This is a genomic window from Hypericibacter sp., from assembly GCF_050729195.1.
Taxonomy (GTDB): Bacteria; Pseudomonadota; Alphaproteobacteria; order Dongiales; family Dongiaceae; genus Hypericibacter.
On the sequence record NZ_JBOHKS010000213.1, the window covers coordinates 1 to 22,127 of the forward strand.

A 22,127-nucleotide genomic window follows, 5' to 3' on the forward strand; every position below is an offset into this window, starting at 1 on the left:
CCTCGGCGGCGAAGGCGTCGAGCCTACCCGCCTCGATCGCGCCGCGCAAACCGGCCATCAGCGTCTGATAATGATGGAGGTTGTGGGCCGTGAGCAGCATCGGGCCCAGCATCTCCTCGGCCTTGAAGAGATGGTGGATATAACCCCGCGCATAATCGCGGCAGACCGGGCAGTCGCAATCGCCGTCGAGGGGCCGCGGATCATGGGCATGGCGCGCATTGCGGATATTGATGGTGCCGCGCCGCGTGAAGGCCTGGCCGGTGCGGCCCGAGCGCGTCGGCATCACACAATCGAACATGTCGATGCCGCGCTGGACCGCACCGACGATATCGAGCGGGCGCCCCACGCCCATCAGATATCGCGGGCGATCCTTCGGCAGGAACGGGATGGTCGCCTCGATCATGCGGAACATCATCTCCTGGCCCTCGCCGACCGCGAGCCCACCGATCGCATAGCCGTCATAGCCGACCCGCGTCAGCCACTCCGAGGATTCGTGCCGCAGCTCGGGATAGACGCTGCCTTGCACGATCCCAAACAGCCCATAGCCCGGCCGGTCCTTGAAGGCCGTCTTGCAGCGCTCGGCCCAGCGCATCGAGCGGCGCATCGATTCGGCCGCGACCGGTTCCTCGGCCGGGAAGGGGGTGCATTCGTCGAAGGCCATGGTGACATTGGCGTCGAGCAGATGCTGGATCTCGATCGAGCGCTCCGGGCTGAGGTGATGCTTGCTGCCGTCGACATGCGAGCGGAAGGTGACGCCATCCTCGTCGATCTTGCGTAGCTCCGAGAGCGACATGACCTGGAACCCGCCGGAATCGGTCAGGATCGGGCCCGGCCAGTTCATGAATTTATGCAAGCCCCCCAGGCTCGCGACGCGTTCGGCGCCCGGCCGCAGCATCAGATGATAGGTGTTGCCGAGGATGATCTCGGCGCCGGTCGCCTTCACCTGCTCGGGCCACATGCCCTTGACGGTCGCGGCCGTGCCCACCGGCATGAAGGCCGGCGTGTTGACGATGCCATGCGCGGTATGGAGGCGGCCGCGCCTTGCGACACCATCCTGGGCCAGACGTTCGTAACGAAGGGTCATGCGGGGACTCTAGACCGGCTCGGGTTCGAGGAAACAGGCATCGCCATAGGAATAGAAGCGATAGCCCGAGGCGATGGCATGGGCATAGGCGCGTTTCATCCGCTCGAGCCCGGTGAAGGCCGCCACCAGCATGAAGAGGGTCGAGCGCGGCAGATGGAAGTTCGTCACCAGCCGGTCGACCAGCTTGAAGCGATAGCCGGGCGTGATGAAGATCGCGGTGTCGCCGGTGAAGGGCACCAGCGTTCCATCGGCAGCGGCCACACTTTCGAGGAGGCGCAGGCTGGTGGTGCCGACCGCGACGATGCGCCCGCCTTTGGCCTTGGTGCGATTGACCGCGTCGGCCGTGGCCGCACTAATCTCGCCCCATTCTGCATGCATGCGATGGTCTTCGATATTGTCGACCTTGACCGGCAGGAAAGTGCCGGCGCCGACATGGAGCGTCACTTGCGCCATCCCGATGCCGCGCCGCGCGAGGGCCTCGAGCAGCGCCGGCGTGAAATGCAGCGATGCGGTCGGCGCCGCGACGGCGCCTTCGCTTCGCGCGAAGATGGTCTGGTAATCCTCGCGGTCCGCGGCGAGCGCGCCCTGGGGTCGGGGGATATAGGGCGGCAGCGGCATCTGGCCGTGACGCCCGAGGGCCGCGATCAGCTCGGCGCCGCCGACCGAGAATTCCAAGGTGACCTCGCCCGCCTCACCCTTCGCCAGCACCCGGGCCTGGAACCCTTCGGCGATCTCGATCACGTCGCCGGGCTTCAGCCGCTTGGCAGGCCGGGCAAAGGCGCGCCAGACCGCGGGGCCTTCCGCCTTGTGCAGCGTCGCCTCGATATGCGCGGCCCCGCGTTTGCCTTCGATCCGGGCCGGAATGACCTTGGTATCGTTGACCACCAGCAGGTCGCCGGGGCTGAGCAGCTCGGGCAGCTCGCGGAAGATGCGGTCTTCGAGGGCGTCCCGTCCGATCCGGAGCAGGCGCGCGGCATCGCGCGGGCTCGCCGGCCGGTCGGCGATCCGCTCGGGCGGCAGCTCGAAATCGAAATCCGCGGTACGCATGGCGGGGCGATCCTATAGGCCCTCGGGCCCGCCAGGGAAAGCGCCCATGAACCGGTCGGACCCTTGCGGCCGGCGGTCCCATTGACGCAGGGGCCGGCAATCTGCGACAGGATGCGCCGGCGGTCCGGGGCCCCGGGGTCTTCGGGGCCGGCCGACAGGGTCAAAGGGATCATGCAGCAGAGCGGCTATTCACCACGGCTTCTGGCGATCGCGGGGCTTTTCGTCACCTGCCTCATCATCTCCAATATCACCGCGGTCAAGCTGATCTCGGTCCATGGCTTCGTCATGACCGCGGCCAATGTGCTGTTCCCGATCAGCTATATCATCGGCGACGTGCTGACCGAGGTTTACGGCTATGCCAAGGCGCGCCGGGTGATCTGGCTGGGCTTCGGCTGCAATCTCGTGGCGGTGCTGGCGATCTATGTGGCGGGCATCCTGCCCGGCGCCGATTTCTGGCAAGGGCAGGGCGCCTGGGACGAGATCCTGGGGGCCGCGCCCCGGATCCTGCTGGCGTCGTTCTGCGCCTATCTCGTGGGCGAGTTCCTGAACTCCTATGTGCTGGCGAAGATGAAGATCGCCACCAACGGCAAGTATCTCTGGACCCGCACCATCGGCTCGACGGTGGTGGGCCAGCTGGCCGACACCGGCATCTTCATGACCCTCGCCTTCGGCGGCATCCTGCCCCTGGGCGTCATGATGAATGCCGCCGGGACGGAATGGGTCTCGAAGGTCGGCTATGAGATCCTGGCCACGCCCTTCACCTACCTCGTCGTCGCCTGGCTCAAGCGCGTCGAGGGCATCGATTTCTACGACCGCAATACGCGATTCAATCCAGTGCTGCTGACGGATTGATCGCCGATCCTTCTTTCCTCTCCACCCGCAACGCGGAGGAGAGGAAGGAAAGATGTCGGCGCCTTCATCTTGCTTGACTGCTGCAGTCCCTGACTCCAGCTCTCTGCATATCCGCGCAACCCGCATGAGGCTCCTCATGGAACGCCGTCCGCTCGGCCGTACCGGCCATCAGGTTTCCGCCCTCGGTCTCGGCTGCATGGGCATGTCGGAGTTCTACGGGGCGCGCGATGACGTGAAGTCGATGCAGACCCTGGAAGCAGCGCTCGCGCATGGCATCGATTTCTTCGACACCTCCGACACCTATGGCTTCGGTCACAATGAGGAACTGGTCGGCCGTTTCCTGAAGAACCATCGCGGGAAGATCACGCTCGCCACCAAGTTCGGCATCGTGCGCCAGGAAGGGCGCTATGAGCGGCGGATCGACAATTCGCCGGCCTACATCGCCCAGGCTTGCGATGCCTCGCTGGGCCGGCTCGGCATCGAGCGGATCGATCTCTATTACGCTCACCGGCTGGAGCCGGCGCGGCCGATCGAGGAGACTGTGGCGGCGATGGCGAAGCTGGTCGAGGCCGGAAAGGTCCGCTGGCTGGGCCTGTCGGAAGTGTCGGCCGCGACGCTGCGGCGCGCCCACAAGATCCATCCCATCACCGCGCTGCAGACCGAATATTCGCTCTGGAGCCGCGAGTCCGAGACGGAGCTGCTCCAGACCTGCCGCGAGCTGGGCGTGAGTTTCGTCGCCTATAGCCCGCTGGGCCGCGCCTTCCTCACCGGCACCGTGACCTCGACCGACGCGTTGGCACCGACGGACTTCCGCCGCAACAATCCGCGCTTCCAGGCCGACGCTCTCGAGCGCAATCGCAAGCTGACCGATGCGCTGGCCAATTTTGCCAAGGCGCGCCACGCCACCCCGGCCCAGATGGCGCTCGCCTGGCTCCTCGGCAAGCATCGCCATGTGATCCCGATTCCCGGCACCAAGCGGTCGGCCTATGTCATCGAGAACGCCAGCGCGGCCACGATCCGGCTCTCGGCCGAGGAGATCGCCACGCTCGACCGGATGTTCCCGCCGGAGGCGGTGGCGGGCGACCGCTACACGCCGGAAGGCATGAAAGGGCTCGGCCTCTGAAGGTCCCGGGGATCGCTCAATTCAACCCCGTTCCCTGCGACAATTCGGTAAGGCCCGCCATCACGGCTGAAATCGCCGAAAAGCCTGGCCGCCTCCTGCTGGCGCCGCTGAATCTCTATTAACGAGATGAAATATATGAAAGAAGTCGACGCAAGATAATATTTAACTAATTATTAGTGTGTTGAATTATAATAACACGATTGGTGAGAGGATTTCGTTTGACTCTTGTGCGTCTGGAAATGTGAAATACCCTCGCCAGCCGGAAAATCCGGCGGGCCCGCTATGGGACCGGCAAGGGTTCCAGAATTCGGCCTCCAAAGGGCCTCGGTCCATGAACGTATTTCCGGTTTTCTTCGATCTCTCGGGTCGTCGCGTGCTGCTCGCCGGCGGCGGCGAGACCGCGCTCCAGAAGCTGCGGCTCCTGCGCAAGGCGGGCGCCTCCCTGCTGGTCGTGGCCCCGGCCATCGAGCATGAGATGGCGCTCGCGGTCGAAGAGGGTGCCGCCGAATGGCGCGCCGAAGAGCTGACCGCTGACCATTTCATCGGCGCAGCGCTCGCGGTGATCGCCACCGGCGACAAGGCGAAGGACCGCACCGGCGCCGCGCTCGCCAAGGCGGCACGCGTGCCGGTCAATGTGGTCGATCGCGCCGACCTCTCCGATTTCATCGTGCCCGCCATCGTCGATCGCGATCCGGTCGTGATCGGCATCTCGACGGCGGGTGCCGCTCCCTTGCTCGCGCGCCGCTTACGCGCTGCGATCGAGGCCATGCTGCCGGCGCGGCTGGGCGCGCTCGCGCGTTTCGCCGAGCGCTTCCGCGGCGCCGTCGCCGCCAAGATCGGCAACCGCCAGCTTCGCCTCCGTTTCTGGGAACAGGTCTTCGATGGTCCGGTCGCCACGGCCGTGCTCGATGGTCGCGAGAGCCAGGCGGCCGAGCGCATGCTGACGCTGGTCAACAGCGCCGCCGCCAACGATCCCGCGCAAGGCCGCGTGGCGCTGGTGGGGGCCGGCCCCGGCGATCCGGAGCTCCTGACCTTGAAGGCGCATCGCCTGCTGCAGGAAGCCGACGTCATCGTCTATGACCGGCTGGTGGCGCCGGCGGTGCTCGATCTGGCGCGCCGCGACGCGCGGCGCATCGCGGTCGGCAAGGCGCGTGGCCATCACAGCCTGCCGCAGTCCGAGATCAACCGCCTGCTCGCGAGCGAGGCCCATGCCGGCAATCGTGTCGTGCGGCTCAAGGGCGGCGATCCGTTCATCTTCGGACGTGGCGGCGAGGAGCTGGAACATCTGGAACGCGAGGGCATCGCGGTCGAGATCGTGCCCGGCATCACCGCGGCGCTGGGCTGCGCCGCGTCGGCGCGCGTGGCCCTGACCCATCGCGACGCGGCCCAGGCCGTGATCTTCGCGACCGCCGAAGGGGCCGAGGGCGAGCCCGCACTCGACTGGTCGAGCCTCGCGGGTCCCCATCGCACCTTGGCGATCTATATGGGCATCGGCGCTGCACCGCGGCTGCAGCAGCGCCTGCTCGAGGGCGGGCTCGATCCTTCGATGCCGGTCGCCGTGATCGAGAATGGGACACGCCCCGACGAGCGCGTGCTCTCTGGCACAATCGCGGATTTGGCAGCGCTGGTGGCGCGCCACGAAATCTCCGGTCCCGCGATCATCCTGATCGGCGACGTGGCCGCGGGTGCAAGACAGTCGGCGCTCGAGAGCGCCAGCCTCGCCGCGGAGCGGTTGCGCGCATGACCTCGCAGATCGTCACCGCCAACGAGCTGGTCGAGGGCGCCGTGGTCTATCGCACCCCGGAAGGAAGCTGGACGACGCGTATCGACGGCGCCCAGGGCGTCGTCGGCGAGGCCGAGGCGAAGGCGCTGCTGGCGCTGGCCGAAGCCGACGTCGCCAAGCAGATCGTCGTGGGTCCCTATCTGGTCGAGGTCGAAGGCACGCCCGGCCATTGGCAGCATAAGAGCTGGCGCGAGCGCATCCGCGCCGAGGGGCCGACCGTGCCGCATGATTTCACGCCCGCCGCCGAACCGCGGCGGACGGCGAATGGGAGAGACTGACGATGTATCGCTATGACAGCTACGACCGGCAGATCGTCGAGGAGCGCGTCACGCAGTTCCGCGACCAGGTGCGCCGCCGGCTTTCGGGCGAGCTCTCCGAAGAGGAGTTCCGGCCGCTGCGGCTGATGAACGGCCTCTATCTCCAGCTCCATGCCTATATGCTGCGTATCGCCATCCCCTACGGCACGCTCTCCTCGGTGCAACTGCGCCGCCTCGGCGAGATCGGCCGGCGCTGGGACCGCGGCTACGGCCATTTCACCACGCGCCAGAACATCCAGTTCAACTGGACGCGGCTCGCCGATTCGCCCGACATCCTCGCGGCCCTGGCCGAGGTCGAGATGCATGCGATCCAGACTTCCGGCAACTGCATCCGCAACACCACGGCCGATCAGTTCGCCGGCGTCGCCGCCGACGAGATCGAGGATCCGCGCCCCTGGTGCGAGATCATCCGGCAATGGTCGACCTTCCATCCGGAATTCACCTTCCTGCCGCGCAAGTTCAAGATCGCGGTGACCGGTAGCGCCCACGACCGCGCGGCCTTGCGCGTCCACGACATCGGCCTCGCCATCAAGCGCAACGCCGAAGGCGAGGTCGGCTTCGAGGTCATGATCGGCGGCGGGCAGGGGCGTACCCCGATGCTGGCACCGACCATCCGCGACTTCCTGCCGAAGCAGGACCTGCTCGCCTATCTCGAGGCGGCCTTGCGCGTCTATAACCGCGCCGGCCGGCGCGACAATATCTACAAGGCGCGCATCAAGATTCTCGTGGGCTCGCTGGGTGCTGCCGAATATGCGCGTCAGACCGAGGAGGAGTTCCTCAAGATCAAGGCCGAGGGCACGGTCGATCTGCAGCCGGCGGAAATCGATCGCATCCATGCTTTCTTCGCGCCGCCGGTCTATGAAACCCTGCCGGCGGATTCGGCGGAATTCATCGCCGCCAAGCTCGACGACCGCAGTTTCGCGCGCTGGGCCCGCGGCAATGTCTCGCCGCACAAGCAGCCGGGCTACGCCATCGTCACCGTGACCCTGAAGCCGATCGGTGGCGTCCCGGGCGACGCCACCTCCGATCAGATGGATGCGCTGGCCGATCTCGCCGATCGCCACAGCCTGGGCGAGATCCGCGTGACCCACGACCAGAACCTGGTGCTGCCCTATGTGAAGCAGTCCGATCTGGCGGCCGTCTGGGCGGTGCTGAAATCGCTCAATCTGGGCGAGGCCAATGCCGGCCTGGTGACCGACATGATCGCCTGCCCGGGGCTCGATTATTGCAGCCTCGCCAACGCCCGCGCCATTCCGGTGGCGCAGGCGATCAGCCGGCGCTTCGCCGATATCGAGCGCCAGCAGGATATCGGCGAGCTGCGCATCAAGATGTCGGGCTGCATCAATGCCTGCGGCCATCACCATGTCGGCCATATCGGCATCCTCGGCGTCGATAAGAACGGCGAGGAGTTCTACCAGATCACGCTCGGCGGCAGCGCCGACGAGCAGTCGAGCCTGGGCAAGATCATCGGACCGTCCGTGCCGCGCGAAAAGGTGGCGGACGCCATCGAGACCATCGTCGACACCTATCTCGGGCTGCGCCTGGAGGGCGAGAAATTCCTCGCCACCTATCGGCGCGTCGGGATGGCGCCTTTCAAGGAGAAGCTTTATGCCGCTGCTTAAATATGGCCGGGTCATCGATGACCCCTGGCATTTCGTCGGCGATGACGATGCGGTGCCGGCCGAAGGCCACATCGTCGTCAGCCTGAAGCGTTGGGCGGCGGATCGCGAGGCGCTGATCGCGCGCGGCTGGCCGCTCGGCGTGCGGCTCGAGCCCGCCGACCTGGTCGAGACCCTGGAATCCGATCTGGCGCGCCTCGAGCTGATCGAGGTCGATTTCCCGAAGTTCAATGACGGGCGCGGCTATTCGACCGCGCGGCTGCTGCGGCAGCGTTATCGCTATGAGGGCGAGCTGCGGGCCGTCGGCCGCATCCTGCGCGACCAACTGCTCTATCTGCATCGTTGCGGCTTCGACGCCTTCGAGATCGCCCGCGAGGATGCGGCCGAGACCTGGATCAAGGCGGTCTCGGAGTTCGGCGCCTGGTATCAGCGCGCCGCCGACGAGCGCCAGACGGTGAATTCGCTGCGCCATCGCCGCGCCGGCTAGGCCGTTCTTGCTGTAATCCCCGTAACATACTCATTTTATGGGGTTTTAGGGCACCGTTGCGGCGTTTCGGCCCCGATCCTTCCCCTCCCCGCCCGGATTGTTCCGTGTTAGGGTCGCTCCTGGCCCTGGGCTAGGAGTTCCCCTTCCAATGTCGACCCGAACGGCGCGCGACGCCGTCCTCAAACCCGTACCTTCCGCCGCGCCGCGCAGTGTCACGATCCTGGGATCCACAGGTTCGGTCGGCCGCAATACGGTCGATCTGATCCGGCGCCACCCGGCGGCCTATCGGATCGAGGCCCTGACCGGCAGCGACAATGTCGCGCTGCTGGCCGAGCAGGCGCGCCTGCTGAAGCCGAAGCTGGCGGTGGTGGCCAACCCGGCGCGCTATGCGGAACTCAAGGAAGCGCTGGCGGGAACCGGCACCGAGCTCGCGGCAGGCCCCGAGGCCGTGACCGAGGCGGCGCAACGGCCGGCTGAATGGGTGATGGCCTCGATCGTGGGCGCCGCCGGCCTGAAGCCGACGCTGGCCGCCGTGCGCCGCGGGGCGGTGATCGGGCTCGCCAACAAGGAGACCCTGGTCTGCGCCGGCGCCCTGATGATGGGCGAAGTGAAGCGTCACAAGGCGACGCTGCTGCCGGTCGATTCCGAGCATAGCGCGATCTTCCAGGTGTTCGAGACCGAGCGCCGCGAGGCGGTCGATCGCATCATCCTGACGGCCTCCGGCGGTCCCTTCCGCACCGTGAGCCACGAGGTGATGAAGAACGCCACGCCCGCCCAAGCGGTGAAACATCCCAATTGGAGCATGGGCGCAAAAATCTCGATCGATTCCGCGACCATGATGAACAAGGGCCTTGAAATCATCGAGGCGCAGCATCTTTTCAGTATGCCGGAGAACCGCATCGACGTGCTGGTTCATCCGCAATCGGTAATCCATTCGATGGTGTCCTACGTGGACGGATCGGTGTTGGCACAACTGGGCACGCCCGACATGCGCACGCCGATCGCGGTGGCGCTGGCCTGGCCCAAGCGCATGGGGTGCCCGAGCGAGCGGCTCGATTTCGCCAAGGTCTCGACTCTGACCTTCGAGGCGCCCGACGAGATTCGTTTCCCGGCCTTGCGGTTGGCGCGTCAGGCCTTGCGGACCGGCGGCGGCGCGCCGGTCGTGCTCAACGCCGCCAACGAGGTCGCCGTCCAGGCCTTCCTCGATGGACGGATCGCGTTCCTCGATATTGCGGCTATCGTCGAGAGCTGCCTCGACCGCGTCAATGCGGGTGCGGCGGCCGATCTCGAAGAAGTGGCGGTCGCGGATCAATCATCGCGGGCCGAAGCCCGCCGTCAGGTCGAAAGTCGCTCCGCAGCCCGCTAAACGGCCCATGTCCTCATTGTCTTTGATCGGCGTGATCAGCCTTACGGCTTGGCTCTATCTGCTCCTGTTTCATGGTGCCTTCTGGCGCGCGCGCGAGCACCTGCCGCAGGACCCGAAGGACCCAACGCATTGGCCCCGCGTGGTGGCGGTGCTGCCGGCCCGCGACGAGGCCGAGACCATCAAGGAAGTGCTGGAACGTCTGGTGGCCCAGGACTATCCGGGGTCGCTCTCGGTCCTGCTGGTCGACGATGGCAGCAGCGACGGCACCGGCGAGATCGCGGCATCGGTGGCGCGTGCGGCGCCCGCCGACCGGTCCGTAACGGTCCTGGCCGGCGGCCCTCTCGCCGAAGGCTGGACCGGCAAGCTCTGGGCGCTGGCCCAGGGCGTCGAGCGCGCCAAGGAGCTCGATCCCAATGTCGAGTTCTTCCTCTTCACCGATGCCGATATCGGCCACGGCCCGCACCAGTTGCGCCGGCTGATGGCGCAGGCCGAGGCGCGCAAGGCCGATCTGGTCTCGTTGATGGCGCGGCTGCGCTGCGCCAGCTTCTGGGAGCGGATCCTGATCCCGGCCTTCGTCTATTTTTTCCAGAAACTCTACCCTTTCTCCTGGGCCAACAATCCCAACCGCAGGACCGCGGCCGCGGCCGGCGGCTGCGTGCTGATCCGGGCCGCGGCGCTCGCCCGCATCGGCGGTGTCGAAGCCATTCGCGGCCGGCTGATCGACGATTGCTCGCTCGCGCGCGCGGTCAAGGAAAGCGGCGGCCGGCTCTGGCTCGGCCTGGCGGACGACAGCACGAGCCTGCGCGGCTACACCAAGCTGGGGCCGATCTGGGGCATGGTGGCGCGCTCCGCCTATACGCAGCTGATGCATTCGCCGCTGCTGCTGATCGGCACGGTCATTGGCATGCTGCTGCTCTATCTGGCGCCGCCGCTGCTGGTGCTCACCTGGCCGCTCCATGAGGATTTCGAGGCCGGCCTCTTCGGCGTGCTGGCTTGGCTGCTGATGGCCGCTTCCTACGCGCCGATGCTGCGCCATTATGGCCGCTCGCCGGTCGAGGCGCTGCTGCTGCCCAAGGCGGGGCTGCTCTACACGCTGATGACGATCGATTCCGCGCGGCTCTATTACCGGCGCGGCGGCAATCGCTGGAAGGGCCGCGACTATGGCCGTGCCGGCACCGCCGATCGCCCGGCGCCATGACGCAGGCCCGACGGTCTGGCCAAGCCGCTCTCGAGCGGCTAGGTAAAGGCCGATGAAAGACAGCAGCCTCGCGAGTGCCGTCGAGACTCCCTCGGGCAAGGGCGCCGGCGATGAGAATTTTCCTGTCGGCTCCTGGCTCCTGCCGCCGGCTTTGCGCCCGCATATCGCGCGCTATTACGCCTTCGCCCGCACCATCGACGACATCGCCGACAATCCCGATCTGCCGGCCGCGGAGAAGATCCGCCGCCTCGACGGCTTTGCCGAGGCGCTCTCGACCGGTCAGGGCGGTCCCGACTACGCCAAGGCGCTCGCCTTGCGCGCCAGCATGATCGAGACCGGCGTGCCCTTTCGCCACGGCACCGATCTAACCATCGCCTTCAAGCAGGACGCCATCCAGGGACGCTATCGCGACTGGGAGGACCTGATGGGCTATTGCAACAACTCGGCCTCGCCCGTCGGTCGCTATCTGATCGACCTTCATGGCGAGGGCCGCCATTGCTATGTCGCCTCCGACGCGCTCTGCAACGCGCTCCAGGTGCTGAACCATCTGCAGGATTGCCAGAAGGATTACCGGGCGCTCGATCGGGTCTATCTGCCGGAGCCCTGGCTGATCGAGGCCGGTGGCGCCATTGCCGATCTCGATGGCCCCGCCTCGACGCCGGCCTTGCGCCAGGTCATCGATCGCTGCCTCGACCATACGGCCGACCTGGTGCGCCAGGCGCGGCCCTTGACCGATCAATTCCGCAGCCGGCGTTTCGCGATGGAGGCGGCCTTCATCTGGCGCATCGCCGACCGGCTGCTGATCGAGCTCAGCCGGCGCGATCCGGTGGCGACCCGCGTGCAGCTGAGCAAGGGCCAGTTCGCGGCGGCCGGGCTTTGGGGCATGGTGCTGGTCCTGCGCACGCCGCGGCCCAGCGCACCGCCAAAAGGGTGAATCCGTGGCCCCATCTACCGGGGGCAGCGGCGTTCTCTGATGGGGAACAACGCACCGGAAGCCGGCCCGTCGGAAGCAGAGTCTTGGCTCGATCGGGTCCACAGGTTCCGAAGAATCGAGATCGCGATCATACATCGGTCGACGCCGCTCGCATCCACATGCAGTTTTGGAGTCTTTGGGGCTGGAGAGTTGGGCTACTGTCTAGAGATCTGCACGCGGGCCAATAAAAGCGAGCAGGGGGCCGATGTCGCCTCGATCCGCCGCCCTAAGTGCGGCGATGTATGCGGCTCGCCGCTCACTCAGTTTCCCGAGGTCATGCCCGCCAGCCCAATCGATGGGTGGGGCGTCATACACGCGCACGAGCACCTTATCCGCCAGGATGCGGGCATGCCTGCCATTGCCGTTCGGAAATGGATGAATCTGGACGAGCCGATGATGCAGCCTGATCGCTGCTTCCGAAGCGGGATAGGTTCCGTGGCTGGCCCAGTATCGCGCGTCATCCATCGACGCGCGAAGCTCCACTCCGATGTAGATTGGATCGATACCGATATTCTTGCCGGTCTGCCGGAACGAGCCTGCCCAATCCCATACTTCGCCGAACAACCGGCTATGGAGGGCGACGGCAAAGGCGTCCGTGAGTACGTCGCCTCTGTAGCGTGCCAGCCAGCGCATGCCGGATTCGATATTCGCCTGCTCGAGCTCATCAAGCTCCTCGCGCGTCGTGATGTGCCTGAACTTCAAACCACCGATCTCGTTGGGATCGAGCGGCGTCGCTCCGTCGGGGTACTCCATGGCAGCCGTTATTTGTCGTTCCAGAGATCGGGAGGCATCTCCTGCGCCATTTCGCGCGTGAGGCGTTCGATTTCCTGAGCGATTTTGTCATTTGGCAGGGCCTGATTTTCCAAGGCCATGTGGGTGCTGGCCGCGCCGACTAGCGCCAAGGCCTTCTTCCGGGCTTGTGCCGTGATGACGTCTTCAATGCGCTTTTCAGGAACAACGGCGTACACGAACCGACAGCCCATGGCTTCGGCGGCCGCCTTCATGGACTTCAAAGTAGCGGCACCGTCCAGCTCGGCGCGTTCAGCCTGTGCGATGCGGGCTCGCGTGACCCTCATCTTCTTTGCAAGTTGAACCCCGGACATGCCAAGCGCCTTGCGCAGGGTCCTCAGCCAGCCTTCGGGTGGCATACGCAGGTCGGCGTGACGTGCGGCGCTATCGACGATGCGCCGATATTGCTGCCGGGCGATGGTTTTGGCTGCCATTGTCAACCCATGTGCTTACGTTTTCTCTCAATTAGTATCCTTTAAAGTATACAAAATTATCAATTTGTCAATTTATAAGTTTACGAATTTACTACATATGTCAATATATAAGTTGACACTGAAACATCCGGCTCGTGAATTGAAGTGCTGTTTTGCCGAGCTCCGTACTTGGCATACCGCCGATGACGCCCATGAAACGGTTTGACAGATTCGCACGCTGGCCGGCAACATCATTGCAGGCCATTGAAATTACAAGTGTAATTGGGTTTCGTGACAGCGGCGCCCTGGGCTATTCTGCGCCCGACAAAGGTGAAAGCGAGTTCCTATCTGATGGCCGACCAAGCGACACAGGCGTGGCGCGCCGACGATGCTGACCGTGCCGAAATGGCCGAACGGGTCGAACGGTCAGGCACGTCCTTCTATTGGTCGATGCGGCTGCTGCCGCGCGCCAAGCGCGAAGCCATGTTCGCGATCTATGCCTTCTGCCGCGCCGTCGACGATATCGCCGACGAGCCCGCGCCGCTCGAGAGCAAGCGCGCCGGTCTTGCCGAATGGCGCGCCGAGATCGAGCGGCTCTATGCCGGCCGGCCGACCCATGCGGTGGCGCGCGCGCTGGTCGAGCCGGTCGCGCGCTTCGCGCTGCGCCGCGAGGATTTCCTCGCCGTGATCGATGGCTGCGAGATGGATGCCAACGGCCCGGTGGTGGCGCCCGACTGGCCCACCTTGCGGCTCTATTGCGCGCGTGTCGCGGGCGCGGTCGGACATCTCTCGGTCCATGTGTTCGGCGCGCCGGGCCCCGAAGGCTATCGGCTGGCGACCTCGCTGGGCGAAGCGGTCCAGCTCACCAATCTGCTGCGCGACGTCGCCGAGGATGCGCGCGACGGCCGGCTCTATCTGCCGCGCGAGCTCTTGCAGTTGCATGGCGTGCCGGCGACGCCGGCCGCGGCCGTCATACATCCGGCATTGCCGCAGGTCTGTCTCGAGGTCACCCGCGCCGCCGAGCTGCGCTTCGTTGAAGCCGGCGCGGCGCTGCGCCAGCTGCCACGCCGACAGATGACGCCGGCCCGCATCATCGAGGGAATCTATCATCGCCTGCTCGCCAAGCTCGTCGCGCTGGGCTTCCGCCGGCTCGAGCCGAAGGTCCGGCTGACCAAAGGCGAGAAGCTTCGCATCGCGCTCGCCAAGGTGTTGTGGTGACGACCGGGCTTGCGGAACGCGGCGTCGTTCATGTCGTGGGAGCCGGGCTTGCGGGTCTCAGCGCCGCCTTGCGGCTGGCCGAGGCCGGCGAACGCGTCCTGCTCCATGAGGCCGCCAATCATGCCGGCGGGCGCTGCCGCTCCTATGAGGATCGCGAGCTGGGGCGGCGCATCGACAATGGCAACCATCTGCTCTTCAGCGCCAACCGCGCCGCGCTCGATTTCCTCACCGCCATCGGCGCTCGCGACAGCCTGATCGAGCAGCCCGAACCCGTGTTCCCCTATCTCGATCTCGCGACAGGCACGCGCTTCACGCTCCGGCCCAATGCCGGTCGCCTGCCCTGGTGGATCCTGTCGAAGCGCCGGCGCGTTCCCGGCAGCCGCGCCCGCGACTATGCGGTGCTGTGGCGCCTGATGCGGGCGAACCGGTCCCAGACCGTGGCGGCGCTGGCGCCCGCCCAGGGTCCGGTCTATCGCGCCCTGGTCGAGCCTTTGTCCGTGGCCGTGCTCAACACCGCGCCCGAGGAAGGCTCGGCCTGGCTCCTCGGCCGGATGCTGGGATTGAGCTTCGCCAACGGCGGCCGGGATTGCCGCGCGCTGATCGTGCGCGAGGGCCTCTCCGAAAGCTTCATCGAGCCGGCCTTGCGGCGGCTGGCCTTGCTCGGCGTCGAGACGCGCTTCGCGACGCGGCTGCGCAGCCTGGCGATCGAGAACCGCCGCGTCGCGGCCCTGCAGTTCAATGCCGCCAGCCTCGCGCTGGGGCCTGGCGATCGCGTGGTTCTGGCGGTACCGGCCCCGGTCGCCGCCTCGCTGCTGCCGGATCTGGCGGTGCCGACCGAGATGCGGGCCATCGTCAACGCCCATTACCGGCTGCCCCAGCCTTACGCGCCGGCCAACGGCATTCCGTTCCTGGCGCTTCTGGGCGGCACGGCCCACTGGGTGTTCTTCCGCGGCGACGTGGCCAGCGTGACCGTCAGCGCGGCCGACGGGCTCGCCGACGAGCCGGCCGAGGCGCTGGCGCCCCGTCTCTGGGCCGACGTGGCGGCCGCCCTGGGCCAAGCGGGGGCCTCCCTGCCGCCCTGGCGCATCGTCAAGGAGAAGCAGGCCACCTTCGCCCAGACCCCTGCCCAACTGCTGCGCCGGCCCGCGGCGGCTGGAACCCTTGACAATCTGTGGCTCGCGGGCGATTGGACCGAGACGGGACTGCCCGCCACAATCGAAGGCGCGATCCGCTCCGGGGCCACCGCGGCCGCGCTGGCCGTCGGCGCGACGGCGACGGCGGGACGCCGGTCGGGCTTGGGCTCCACGCCGGCGACGGGGGCTTCCGCCAGCGCCAGGGCCTCCTGGCGCGAGGCCTCCTCATCGGCAGAAGGTCGCGTGCCGGCTTTGAATTGAGTTCGGATGGACGAGAGAACGCCTCACTCCACTTTGCCGCCGCTGGGCACGCCGCGTTCCGACGAGGCGGGCCTCGCCTCGACGCGCCCGGATCCCCTGCTGCTGAGCCGGGTGGATCGTGCCGTCGACAATGTGACGGCCGCGCTGTTCGGCCTGCAGGCCCGCGACGGCGAATGGTGCTTCGAGCTCGAGGCCGATGCGACGATCCCGGCCGAATACATCCTGCTCGAGCATTACCTGAACGAGATCGACGAGCCGCTCGAACGGGATCTGGCGCGTTATCTCAGGCGCATCCAGGGCAGCCATGGCGGCTGGCCGCTGTTCCATGAAGGCGACTTCAACATCAGCGCCTCGGTCAAAGCCTATTACGCGCTGAAGCTCGCCGGCGACGATATCGAGGCGCCGCATATGCGCCGCGCCCGCGAGGCGATCCTGGCCCATGGCGGTGCCGCGCGCGCGAATGTCTTCACCCGCATCGCGCTGGCCCTCTTCGGCCAGATCCCCTGGCGCGCGGTGCCGGTGATGCCGGTCGAGATCATGCTCCTGCCGAAATGGTTCCCGTTCCATCTCGACAAGGTGGCCTATTGGTCGCGCACCGTGCTGGCCCCGATGCTGGTCGTGATGGCCAAGCGGCCGCGCGCGCGCAACCCCAAGCAGATCGGCATCCGGGAGCTGTTCGTCACGCCGCCCGAGCAGGAACGGCATTACCTGGTCAATCCGACCGGCAAATGGATCGGCGAGGCTTTTCTCTGGCTCGATCGCATCCTGCGGCCGCTGGAGCGCTTTTTCCCGCGCCCGATGCGCGAGCGCGCGATCCAGCGCGCGATCGAATTCGTGGTGCCGCGCCTCAATGGCGATGATGGGCTGGGCGGCATCTATCCGGCCATGGCCTATTCGGTCATGGCATTCGACGTGCTGGGCTATCCCAAGGATCACCCGCACCGGGTGACCGCCATGTCGGCGATCCGGAAGCTCCTGGTGAAGTCTCCGGCCGAGGGCTATTGCCAGCCCTGCCTGTCGCCGATCTGGGACACGAGTCTCGCCTGGCATGCGCTGATGGAAGCGGGCGCGGACGGCAAGGATCCGAGATTCGACAAGACCGTCGATTGGCTGCTGGAGCGCCAGATTCTCGATGTCGGGGGCGACTGGATCTCGCGCCGGCCCGATGTCCGTCCCGGCGGCTGGGCCTTCCAGTTCCGCAATGCGCATTACCCCGACGTCGACGACACCGCCGTGGTCGGCATGGCGCTGGCGCGCTCCGGCCGTGCCGCGACCGATCCCCGGATCCAGGCCTCGCTCGACCGCGCGACCGAGTGGTTGATCGGGATGCAGAGCAAGAATGGCGGCTGGGGCGCCTTCGACGCCGACAACACCCATTACTATCTCAATCACATTCCCTTCGCCGATCATGGCGCGCTGCTCGATCCGCCGACCGAGGATGTGACGGCGCGCGTGCTGAGCTATCTGGCGCAGATCGGCTATGGCCGCGACCATCCTTGCGTGTCGCGCGCGCTCGACTATCTCAAGCGCGAGCAGCAGCCCGACGGCTCCTGGTTCGGCCGCTGGGGCACGAACTACGTTTATGGCACCTGGTCGGTGCTCTGCGCCCTCAACATCATCGGCGAGGACATGCAGGCGCCCTATATCCGCCGCGCGGTCACCTGGCTCAAATCGCGCCAGCGCGAGGATGGCGGCTGGGGCGAGGACGGCGCCAGCTACTGGCAGGAGCGTCGCGCCGAGGTGAAGGAATCGACGCCCTCGCAGACGGCCTGGGCGACCCTCGCTTTGATGGCAACGGGCGATGTCGAGGACGAGGCCGTGCGCCGCGGCGTCGATTACATCCTGACCGCCCCCCGCGAGGGTGCGCGCTGGACCGAGCCCTGGTACACGGCGGTCGGTTTCCCGCGCGTTTTCTATCTGCGCTATCACGGCTACGCCGCTTACTTCCCGCTCTGGGCGCTGTCGCGCTACGGCAATCTCATGCGCGCCAATGAGCGCCGCGTGAAATGGGGCATGTAGGCGGGGCCGTGACCGGCGCCGCGGTTCCCGATCGACCCCGCCGCCTGGGTTTCATCGTCGGATTCGCCGCCGAGGCGCGGCTCCTGCTGCAGCGTTATCCGGGGGTTGCGGGTTTCGTCGAGATCGCCGGGGCCGATCCGGTCCGCGCCGCGACCGCGGCGCAGGTCCTGATCCAGCGCGGCTGCGACGGCCTGGTCAGCCTCGGCTATTGCGGTGCGCTCGTGGCGCAGATGCCCCCCGGCACGATCCTCCTGGCGGAGAGCGTCGTCATGCCCGACGGCAAGACCGCCGATTGCGACGACGATCTGGTTGCGGCGCTGGCCGGCGCGCTCGCCCAGGCCGAGCTTCCCTATCACCTCTGCTCGATCGCGGGCAGCGACCATGCGGTCGCGACCGCGCGCGACAAGACGCGGTTGGGGATGGGGACGGAGGCCCACGCCGTCGACATGGAAAGCCATGGCGTGGTGCAGGCGGCGAAGGCCGCCGAACGGCCGATGGCGGTCTTGCGCATCGTGCTCGATCCGGCGGAACGCGACCTGCCGCAGGCGGCGCTGGTGGCGCTGGGGCCTGACGGCAAGGTCCGGCTGGGCGCCCTGATCGGCGCGCTGCTGCGCCGGCCCGGCGAGATATTGGGATTGATCCGTCTCGCGCGCGACGCGAGGGTCGCGCGGGTCAGCCTAGGCCGCGCTGCTGCGGCACTCGCTCGAGGTCTTGGCTGAGGCTTCCTTCTCGGCCGTGATCTTGTCCATGTTGTGCCGGAGCTGACGCTCGAACACGAACTCGGCCGGCCGCGCCTTGTCGAGCGCGATCTCGGGCGCCATCGGGCCCTCGGTCTTGGGTCCGCGAATCGCCGCCATCATCGCCTTCACGGGATGCGACAACGTGTCGTTGACCGCGGTCGCCTCATAGCCGCAATGGACCATGCAGTCGGCGCACTTCTCGTAATTGCCGGTGCCGTAGAGGTCCCAGTTCGTGTCGTCCATCAGTTCCCTGAAGGTCGCGACATGGCCTTCGCCCAGCAGATAGCAGGGCTTCTGCCAGCCGAACACGTTGCGCGTCGGGTTGCCCCAGGGCGTGCAGTGATAGGTCTGGTTGCCGGCGAGGAAGTCGAGGAACAGGGCCGACTGGTTGAGGCGCCAGCCCTTGCCCTTGCCGTAACGGAACACGTCGCGGAACAGCTGCTTGGTCTCGCTGCGCTTGAGGAAATGCTGCTGGTCGGGCGCGCGCTCATAAGCATAGCCCGGCGAGATGGTGACGCCGCTGACGCCCATCTCCATCGCGCTGTCGAGGAAGTGCGCCACATGCTCTGACTGCTCGCCGTCGAAGAGGGTGCAGTTGACGTTGACGCGGAAGCCCTTGGCGCGCGCGGCCTTGATCGCGGCGGTCGCCTTGTCATAGACGCCGTCCTGGCACACGACCTTGTCGTGGCGTTCGCGATCGCCGTCGAGATGGATCGAGAAGCAGAGATAGGGGCTGGGTTTGTACTGGTCGATTTTCTTCTCGAGCAGCAGCGCGTTGGTGCAGAGATAGATGAAGCGGCGGCGCTTCACCAGCTCGGCCACGATCTTCGGCATCTCCTTGTGCAGCAGCGGCTCGCCGCCGGCGATGGAGACGATCGGCGCGCCGCATTCCTCGGCGGCACCGACGCATTCGTCGATCGATAGACGCCGGTTCAGGATGTCGTCGGGATAGTCGATCTTGCCGCAGCCGGCGCAGGCGAGGTTGCAGCGGAACAAGGGCTCCAGCATCAGCACCAGCGGATAGCGCTGCTTGCCCTGAAGCCGCTGCTTCATCAGATAGGCACCGACATGGATCTTTTGAATCAAGGGAACGGACAAGCTGCTCTCCTGGTCACGGACGAGGGCGATGCTCGGATGAGGCGACGATGAGGGATGGGATCATTCGGCCGAGGCAGCGGCAGTGTTGCGCTCGCTTTCGCGAGGCTGCGGCCGGCCCATCCGCCCATAGGGCGAACCGGCGACATCCCACAGCATCTCGGGCAGCTTGAAGCGGACATTCTCTTCCACGCCCTCGAGATTCTCGATCGCGACGGGCGCGATCTGGCCGAGGCGAGTCAGCACTTCCTGCACCAGCTCTTCGGGCGCCGATGCGCCGGCGGTGACGCCGACGGCATCGATGTCGGTGAACCAGGCCGGATCGATATCTTCGGCGGTGTCGATCAGATAGCTCGGGATCCCCATCTCCGCCGCGATCTCGCGCAGACGGTTCGAGTTCGAGCTGTTGGGCGAGCCCACCACCAGGATCACGCCGACATGTTGGGCCAAGAGATGCACGGCCTGCTGGCGGTTCTGCGTCGCATAGCAGATGTCGCGCACATCGGGGCCGGCGACCTGCGGAAAGCGCTGCTTCAGCTTGTCGATAATGACGCGGGTGTCGTCCACCGACAGCGTCGTCTGGGTGATGTAGGAAACCTTGGCCGGGTCGCGCACCCGCAGGCGGTCGACATCGTCGACCGACGAGACCAGATGCACGCCGCCGGGAATGCGCCCGCGCGTGCCTTCGACCTCGGGATGGCCCTCATGGCCGATCAGGATCACGTCATAGCCCTGCTCGGCATAGCGCTGGCCCTCGCGATGGACCTTGGCGACCAGCGGGCAGGTGGCGTCGATCACCGGCAGGTCGCGCAGACCCGCATCGTCGGCGACCTTCTGCGCCACGCCATGGGCGGAGAACACCGTGATCGCGCCATCGGGGATTTCGTCGAGCTCGTCGACGAAGCGCGCGCCGATCGAGCGCAGCTTTTCGACGACGCGCTTGTTATGAACGATCTCGTGCCGGACATAGACCGGGGGGCCGTATTTTCGGATGGCCAGTTCGACGATCTCGACGGCGCGCTCGACGCCGGCGCAGAAGCCGCGGGGCTGGGCCAGAATCACGCGCATCTTCTGATTGGCTCCACTCACTATCGATGATCCTCAAGGATGACAGCTCGCGGCCTGCGAGCGGGTCGAGTTAGGGCACCTTATATGGCCAACCCCGTTGCTCAACTATTAGCCTTCTAGCCTCCGCCCTTGCGGGCGTCCATCCCCTCCCCGCATTGGGACCATAGAAGTACCTGTAAATCAACCCGGTGGATGGAAGGGAAATACCCAAATCCCCGGAAATGCGGCATTTTTGCCCACCCTACGAGGCGCCGACCGCGGTTGCGCCGGGGGGGCCTCCCATGGCTATATGACGCACCGCACAACGCCGGGTGCCGACAGGCGCCCTTGGCGACGTTATGGCGTTGCCGAACTGGTGGCAGGGGATGGCCGCCGGGGACTTTTTGACCGGACTCAGAACCCCAAGGCTCCGTTTGACGGTGCCGGCATCGGACGCGTTCCGAGCCGATGGGGCGAACCGCCCGAAGGCGCAGAAAGAACTCCAGACCTATGAAAACCCATTCCCGCCGCTTCATGGCCTTTATCAGGGTCGGCTTGGCGCTGACCCTGGTGCTGGCCTTCATCGTTCCGGCCCGGGCGGTCGCCACGCCGGCCGGCGACCTGGTCGGCAAGCTCAATGGCGCGTTTCTCCAGGTGATGAAGAACGCCGCGTCGCTCGGCTATGACGGCCGTTACAAGGAGCTCGAGCCGGTGGTCGCCGACTCCTTCGACTTCACGCTCATGTCGCGAGTCGCCATGGGCAGCCGCTGGCAGAACCTGACCGACGCGCAGAAGCAAACGCTGGTCGATACCTTCCGGCGCTATTCGACCGCCACCTACGCCTCCCGACTCGACGGCTTCTCGAACCAGCGGTTCGAGATCCTGGGCGAGGAGGCGAAGGCCCAGGACACGGTGCTGGTGAAGAACCAGATTGCCGGCGACAGTGGCGATCCGATCCGCATCGATTATCTGCTGCGCCCCGACCAGGGCCAGCTCAAAATCATCGATATCTATCTCAACGGCTCGATCAGCCAGCTTTCGGTCTATCGCTCGGAGTTCATCGACGTGATGGGTGCCAAGGGCTTCGACGGCCTGATCGCGACGCTCGACCAGCGCATCACCGAGATGTCGAAGGGTCAGCCCGCCGCCCAGCCCTGAGAGCGCGGCACAACCCAGGTCAGCGAGCAATCCGGATGATCAGTGCCGATCTTAGAGGCAGGAAGGCGTTGATCACGGGGGCCGCGTCGGGTATCGGGCTCGCAACGGCCGAGCTGTTCGCTCGTTCGGGTGCCCGCGTCGCCATCAACGATCTGGCGGCCAGTCAGCGCCTCGAGATCGAAGTGGCGCGGCTCAACGGCGAAGGACTCGACGTGATCGCAGCACCGGGCGATGTCGCATCCAGCGGCGACGCCGCGCGCATGGTGGAGGCTGCTGCTAACGCGATTGGCGGTCTCGATTTTCTCGTGAACAACGCCGGCACGCCGGGCACGAAACAGCCGATTCCTATCGAAGACATGGCGCGCCAGGACGATCTGTTTTGGCAGAAGCTCCTCTCCGTCAATC

At 66.4% G+C, this 22,127-nt stretch carries 21 protein-coding genes; 15 read left to right on the plus strand and 6 right to left on the minus strand.

The genetic code is table 11. The annotated features are described in order from the left end of the window. Both tgt and queA read right to left on the minus strand, forming a co-directional pair. On the minus strand, nucleotides 1-1,084 hold a 1,084-nt coding region (tgt, locus tag ACREE8_RS16870; RefSeq protein ID WP_431574168.1), incomplete at its 3' end, for a tRNA guanosine(34) transglycosylase Tgt. A gap of 9 nt (nucleotides 1,085-1,093) precedes the next feature. Then, nucleotides 1,094-2,131 (minus strand): tRNA preQ1(34) S-adenosylmethionine ribosyltransferase-isomerase QueA, encoded by a 1,038-nt coding sequence (gene queA, locus ACREE8_RS16875; protein ID WP_431574169.1) that lies wholly within the window; start codon nucleotides 2,129-2,131, stop codon nucleotides 1,094-1,096. A gap of 171 nt (nucleotides 2,132-2,302) precedes the next feature. Between queA and ACREE8_RS16880 the strand changes: the two genes are divergently transcribed. From ACREE8_RS16880 to hpnC, 9 genes are all read left to right on the plus strand, one after another. Then, nucleotides 2,303-2,983, plus strand: coding sequence for a queuosine precursor transporter (locus ACREE8_RS16880; protein WP_431574170.1), 681 nt, complete (start codon nucleotides 2,303-2,305; stop codon nucleotides 2,981-2,983). Between the two features lie 136 nt (nucleotides 2,984-3,119). Continuing rightward, nucleotides 3,120-4,106, plus strand: coding sequence for an aldo/keto reductase (locus ACREE8_RS16885; protein ID WP_431574171.1), 987 nt, complete (start codon nucleotides 3,120-3,122; stop codon nucleotides 4,104-4,106). A gap of 331 nt (nucleotides 4,107-4,437) precedes the next feature. Beyond that, complete coding sequence (gene cysG, locus ACREE8_RS16890) at nucleotides 4,438-5,850, plus strand: siroheme synthase CysG (protein ID WP_431574172.1); 1,413 nt, start codon at nucleotides 4,438-4,440, stop codon at nucleotides 5,848-5,850. Further along, entirely contained in the window at nucleotides 5,847-6,167 is a 321-nt protein-coding gene (locus ACREE8_RS16895; RefSeq protein WP_431574173.1) for a DUF2849 domain-containing protein, read from the plus strand. The genes cysG and ACREE8_RS16895 overlap by 4 nt, the downstream gene beginning before the upstream one ends. Nucleotides 6,168-6,169: 2 nt before the next feature. Further along, entirely contained in the window at nucleotides 6,170-7,828 is a 1,659-nt protein-coding gene (locus tag ACREE8_RS16900) for a nitrite/sulfite reductase (RefSeq protein ID WP_431574174.1), read from the plus strand. Beyond that, complete coding sequence (locus ACREE8_RS16905; RefSeq protein ID WP_431574175.1) at nucleotides 7,815-8,312, plus strand: DUF934 domain-containing protein; 498 nt, start codon at nucleotides 7,815-7,817, stop codon at nucleotides 8,310-8,312. The genes ACREE8_RS16900 and ACREE8_RS16905 overlap by 14 nt, the downstream gene beginning before the upstream one ends. 148 nt (nucleotides 8,313-8,460) lie before the next feature. Continuing rightward, on the plus strand, nucleotides 8,461-9,678 hold the full coding sequence (locus tag ACREE8_RS16910; RefSeq protein ID WP_431574176.1) for a 1-deoxy-D-xylulose-5-phosphate reductoisomerase: 1,218 nt from the start codon (nucleotides 8,461-8,463) through the stop codon (nucleotides 9,676-9,678). A 7-nt stretch (nucleotides 9,679-9,685) separates the two neighbouring features. Further along, nucleotides 9,686-10,876, plus strand: coding sequence for a glycosyltransferase (locus ACREE8_RS16915; RefSeq protein WP_431574177.1), 1,191 nt, complete (start codon nucleotides 9,686-9,688; stop codon nucleotides 10,874-10,876). A 52-nt stretch (nucleotides 10,877-10,928) separates the two neighbouring features. Then, nucleotides 10,929-11,810: a squalene synthase HpnC gene (hpnC, locus tag ACREE8_RS16920; protein WP_431574178.1), complete on the plus strand. Its 882-nt coding sequence runs from the start codon at nucleotides 10,929-10,931 to the stop codon at nucleotides 11,808-11,810. A gap of 201 nt (nucleotides 11,811-12,011) precedes the next feature. Here the strand turns inward: hpnC and ACREE8_RS16925 are convergent, their stop codons facing one another. Both ACREE8_RS16925 and ACREE8_RS16930 read right to left on the minus strand, forming a co-directional pair. Next, nucleotides 12,012-12,602, minus strand: coding sequence for a mobile mystery protein B (locus tag ACREE8_RS16925; protein WP_431574179.1), 591 nt, complete (start codon nucleotides 12,600-12,602; stop codon nucleotides 12,012-12,014). Between the two features lie 8 nt (nucleotides 12,603-12,610). Further along, nucleotides 12,611-13,072, minus strand: a complete 462-nt coding sequence (locus tag ACREE8_RS16930) for a mobile mystery protein A (protein WP_431574180.1) — start codon at nucleotides 13,070-13,072, stop codon at nucleotides 12,611-12,613. A 330-nt stretch (nucleotides 13,073-13,402) separates the two neighbouring features. On the opposite strand from ACREE8_RS16930, the gene hpnD reads away from it, so the two are divergent. The 4 genes from hpnD to ACREE8_RS16950 are packed head-to-tail and all read left to right on the plus strand — an operon-like array spanning nucleotide 13,403 to nucleotide 18,401. After that, nucleotides 13,403-14,269, plus strand: coding sequence for a presqualene diphosphate synthase HpnD (gene hpnD, locus ACREE8_RS16935; RefSeq protein WP_431574181.1), 867 nt, complete (start codon nucleotides 13,403-13,405; stop codon nucleotides 14,267-14,269). Then, nucleotides 14,266-15,663: a hydroxysqualene dehydroxylase HpnE gene (gene hpnE / locus ACREE8_RS16940; protein ID WP_431574182.1), complete on the plus strand. Its 1,398-nt coding sequence runs from the start codon at nucleotides 14,266-14,268 to the stop codon at nucleotides 15,661-15,663. The genes hpnD and hpnE overlap by 4 nt, the downstream gene beginning before the upstream one ends. A 6-nt stretch (nucleotides 15,664-15,669) precedes the next feature. After that, a complete protein-coding gene (gene shc, locus ACREE8_RS16945) occupies nucleotides 15,670-17,682 on the plus strand; it encodes a squalene--hopene cyclase (protein ID WP_431574183.1) in 2,013 nt (670 codons plus the stop codon). A gap of 8 nt (nucleotides 17,683-17,690) precedes the next feature. Further along, nucleotides 17,691-18,401: a hypothetical protein gene (locus ACREE8_RS16950; protein WP_431574184.1), complete on the plus strand. Its 711-nt coding sequence runs from the start codon at nucleotides 17,691-17,693 to the stop codon at nucleotides 18,399-18,401. Here the strand turns inward: ACREE8_RS16950 and hpnH are convergent. Further along, complete coding sequence (gene hpnH / locus ACREE8_RS16955) at nucleotides 18,360-19,520, minus strand: adenosyl-hopene transferase HpnH (RefSeq protein WP_431574185.1); 1,161 nt, start codon at nucleotides 19,518-19,520, stop codon at nucleotides 18,360-18,362. The two genes, ACREE8_RS16950 and hpnH, sit on opposite strands and share 42 nt — an antisense overlap. Nucleotides 19,521-19,580: 60 nt before the next feature. Next, nucleotides 19,581-20,585 carry a 4-hydroxy-3-methylbut-2-enyl diphosphate reductase gene (gene ispH / locus ACREE8_RS16960; RefSeq protein WP_431574188.1) on the minus strand — a complete coding sequence of 335 codons (1,005 nt, stop codon included), beginning with the start codon at nucleotides 20,583-20,585 and terminating at the stop codon, nucleotides 19,581-19,583. A 489-nt stretch (nucleotides 20,586-21,074) separates the two neighbouring features. Between ispH and ACREE8_RS16965 the strand changes: the two genes are divergently transcribed. Continuing rightward, nucleotides 21,075-21,722: an ABC transporter substrate-binding protein gene (locus tag ACREE8_RS16965; protein WP_431574186.1), complete on the plus strand. Its 648-nt coding sequence runs from the start codon at nucleotides 21,075-21,077 to the stop codon at nucleotides 21,720-21,722. A gap of 35 nt (nucleotides 21,723-21,757) precedes the next feature. Continuing rightward, nucleotides 21,758-22,127 (plus strand): SDR family NAD(P)-dependent oxidoreductase (locus ACREE8_RS16970; RefSeq protein ID WP_431574187.1); only part of this gene is annotated, 370 nt, incomplete at its 3' end.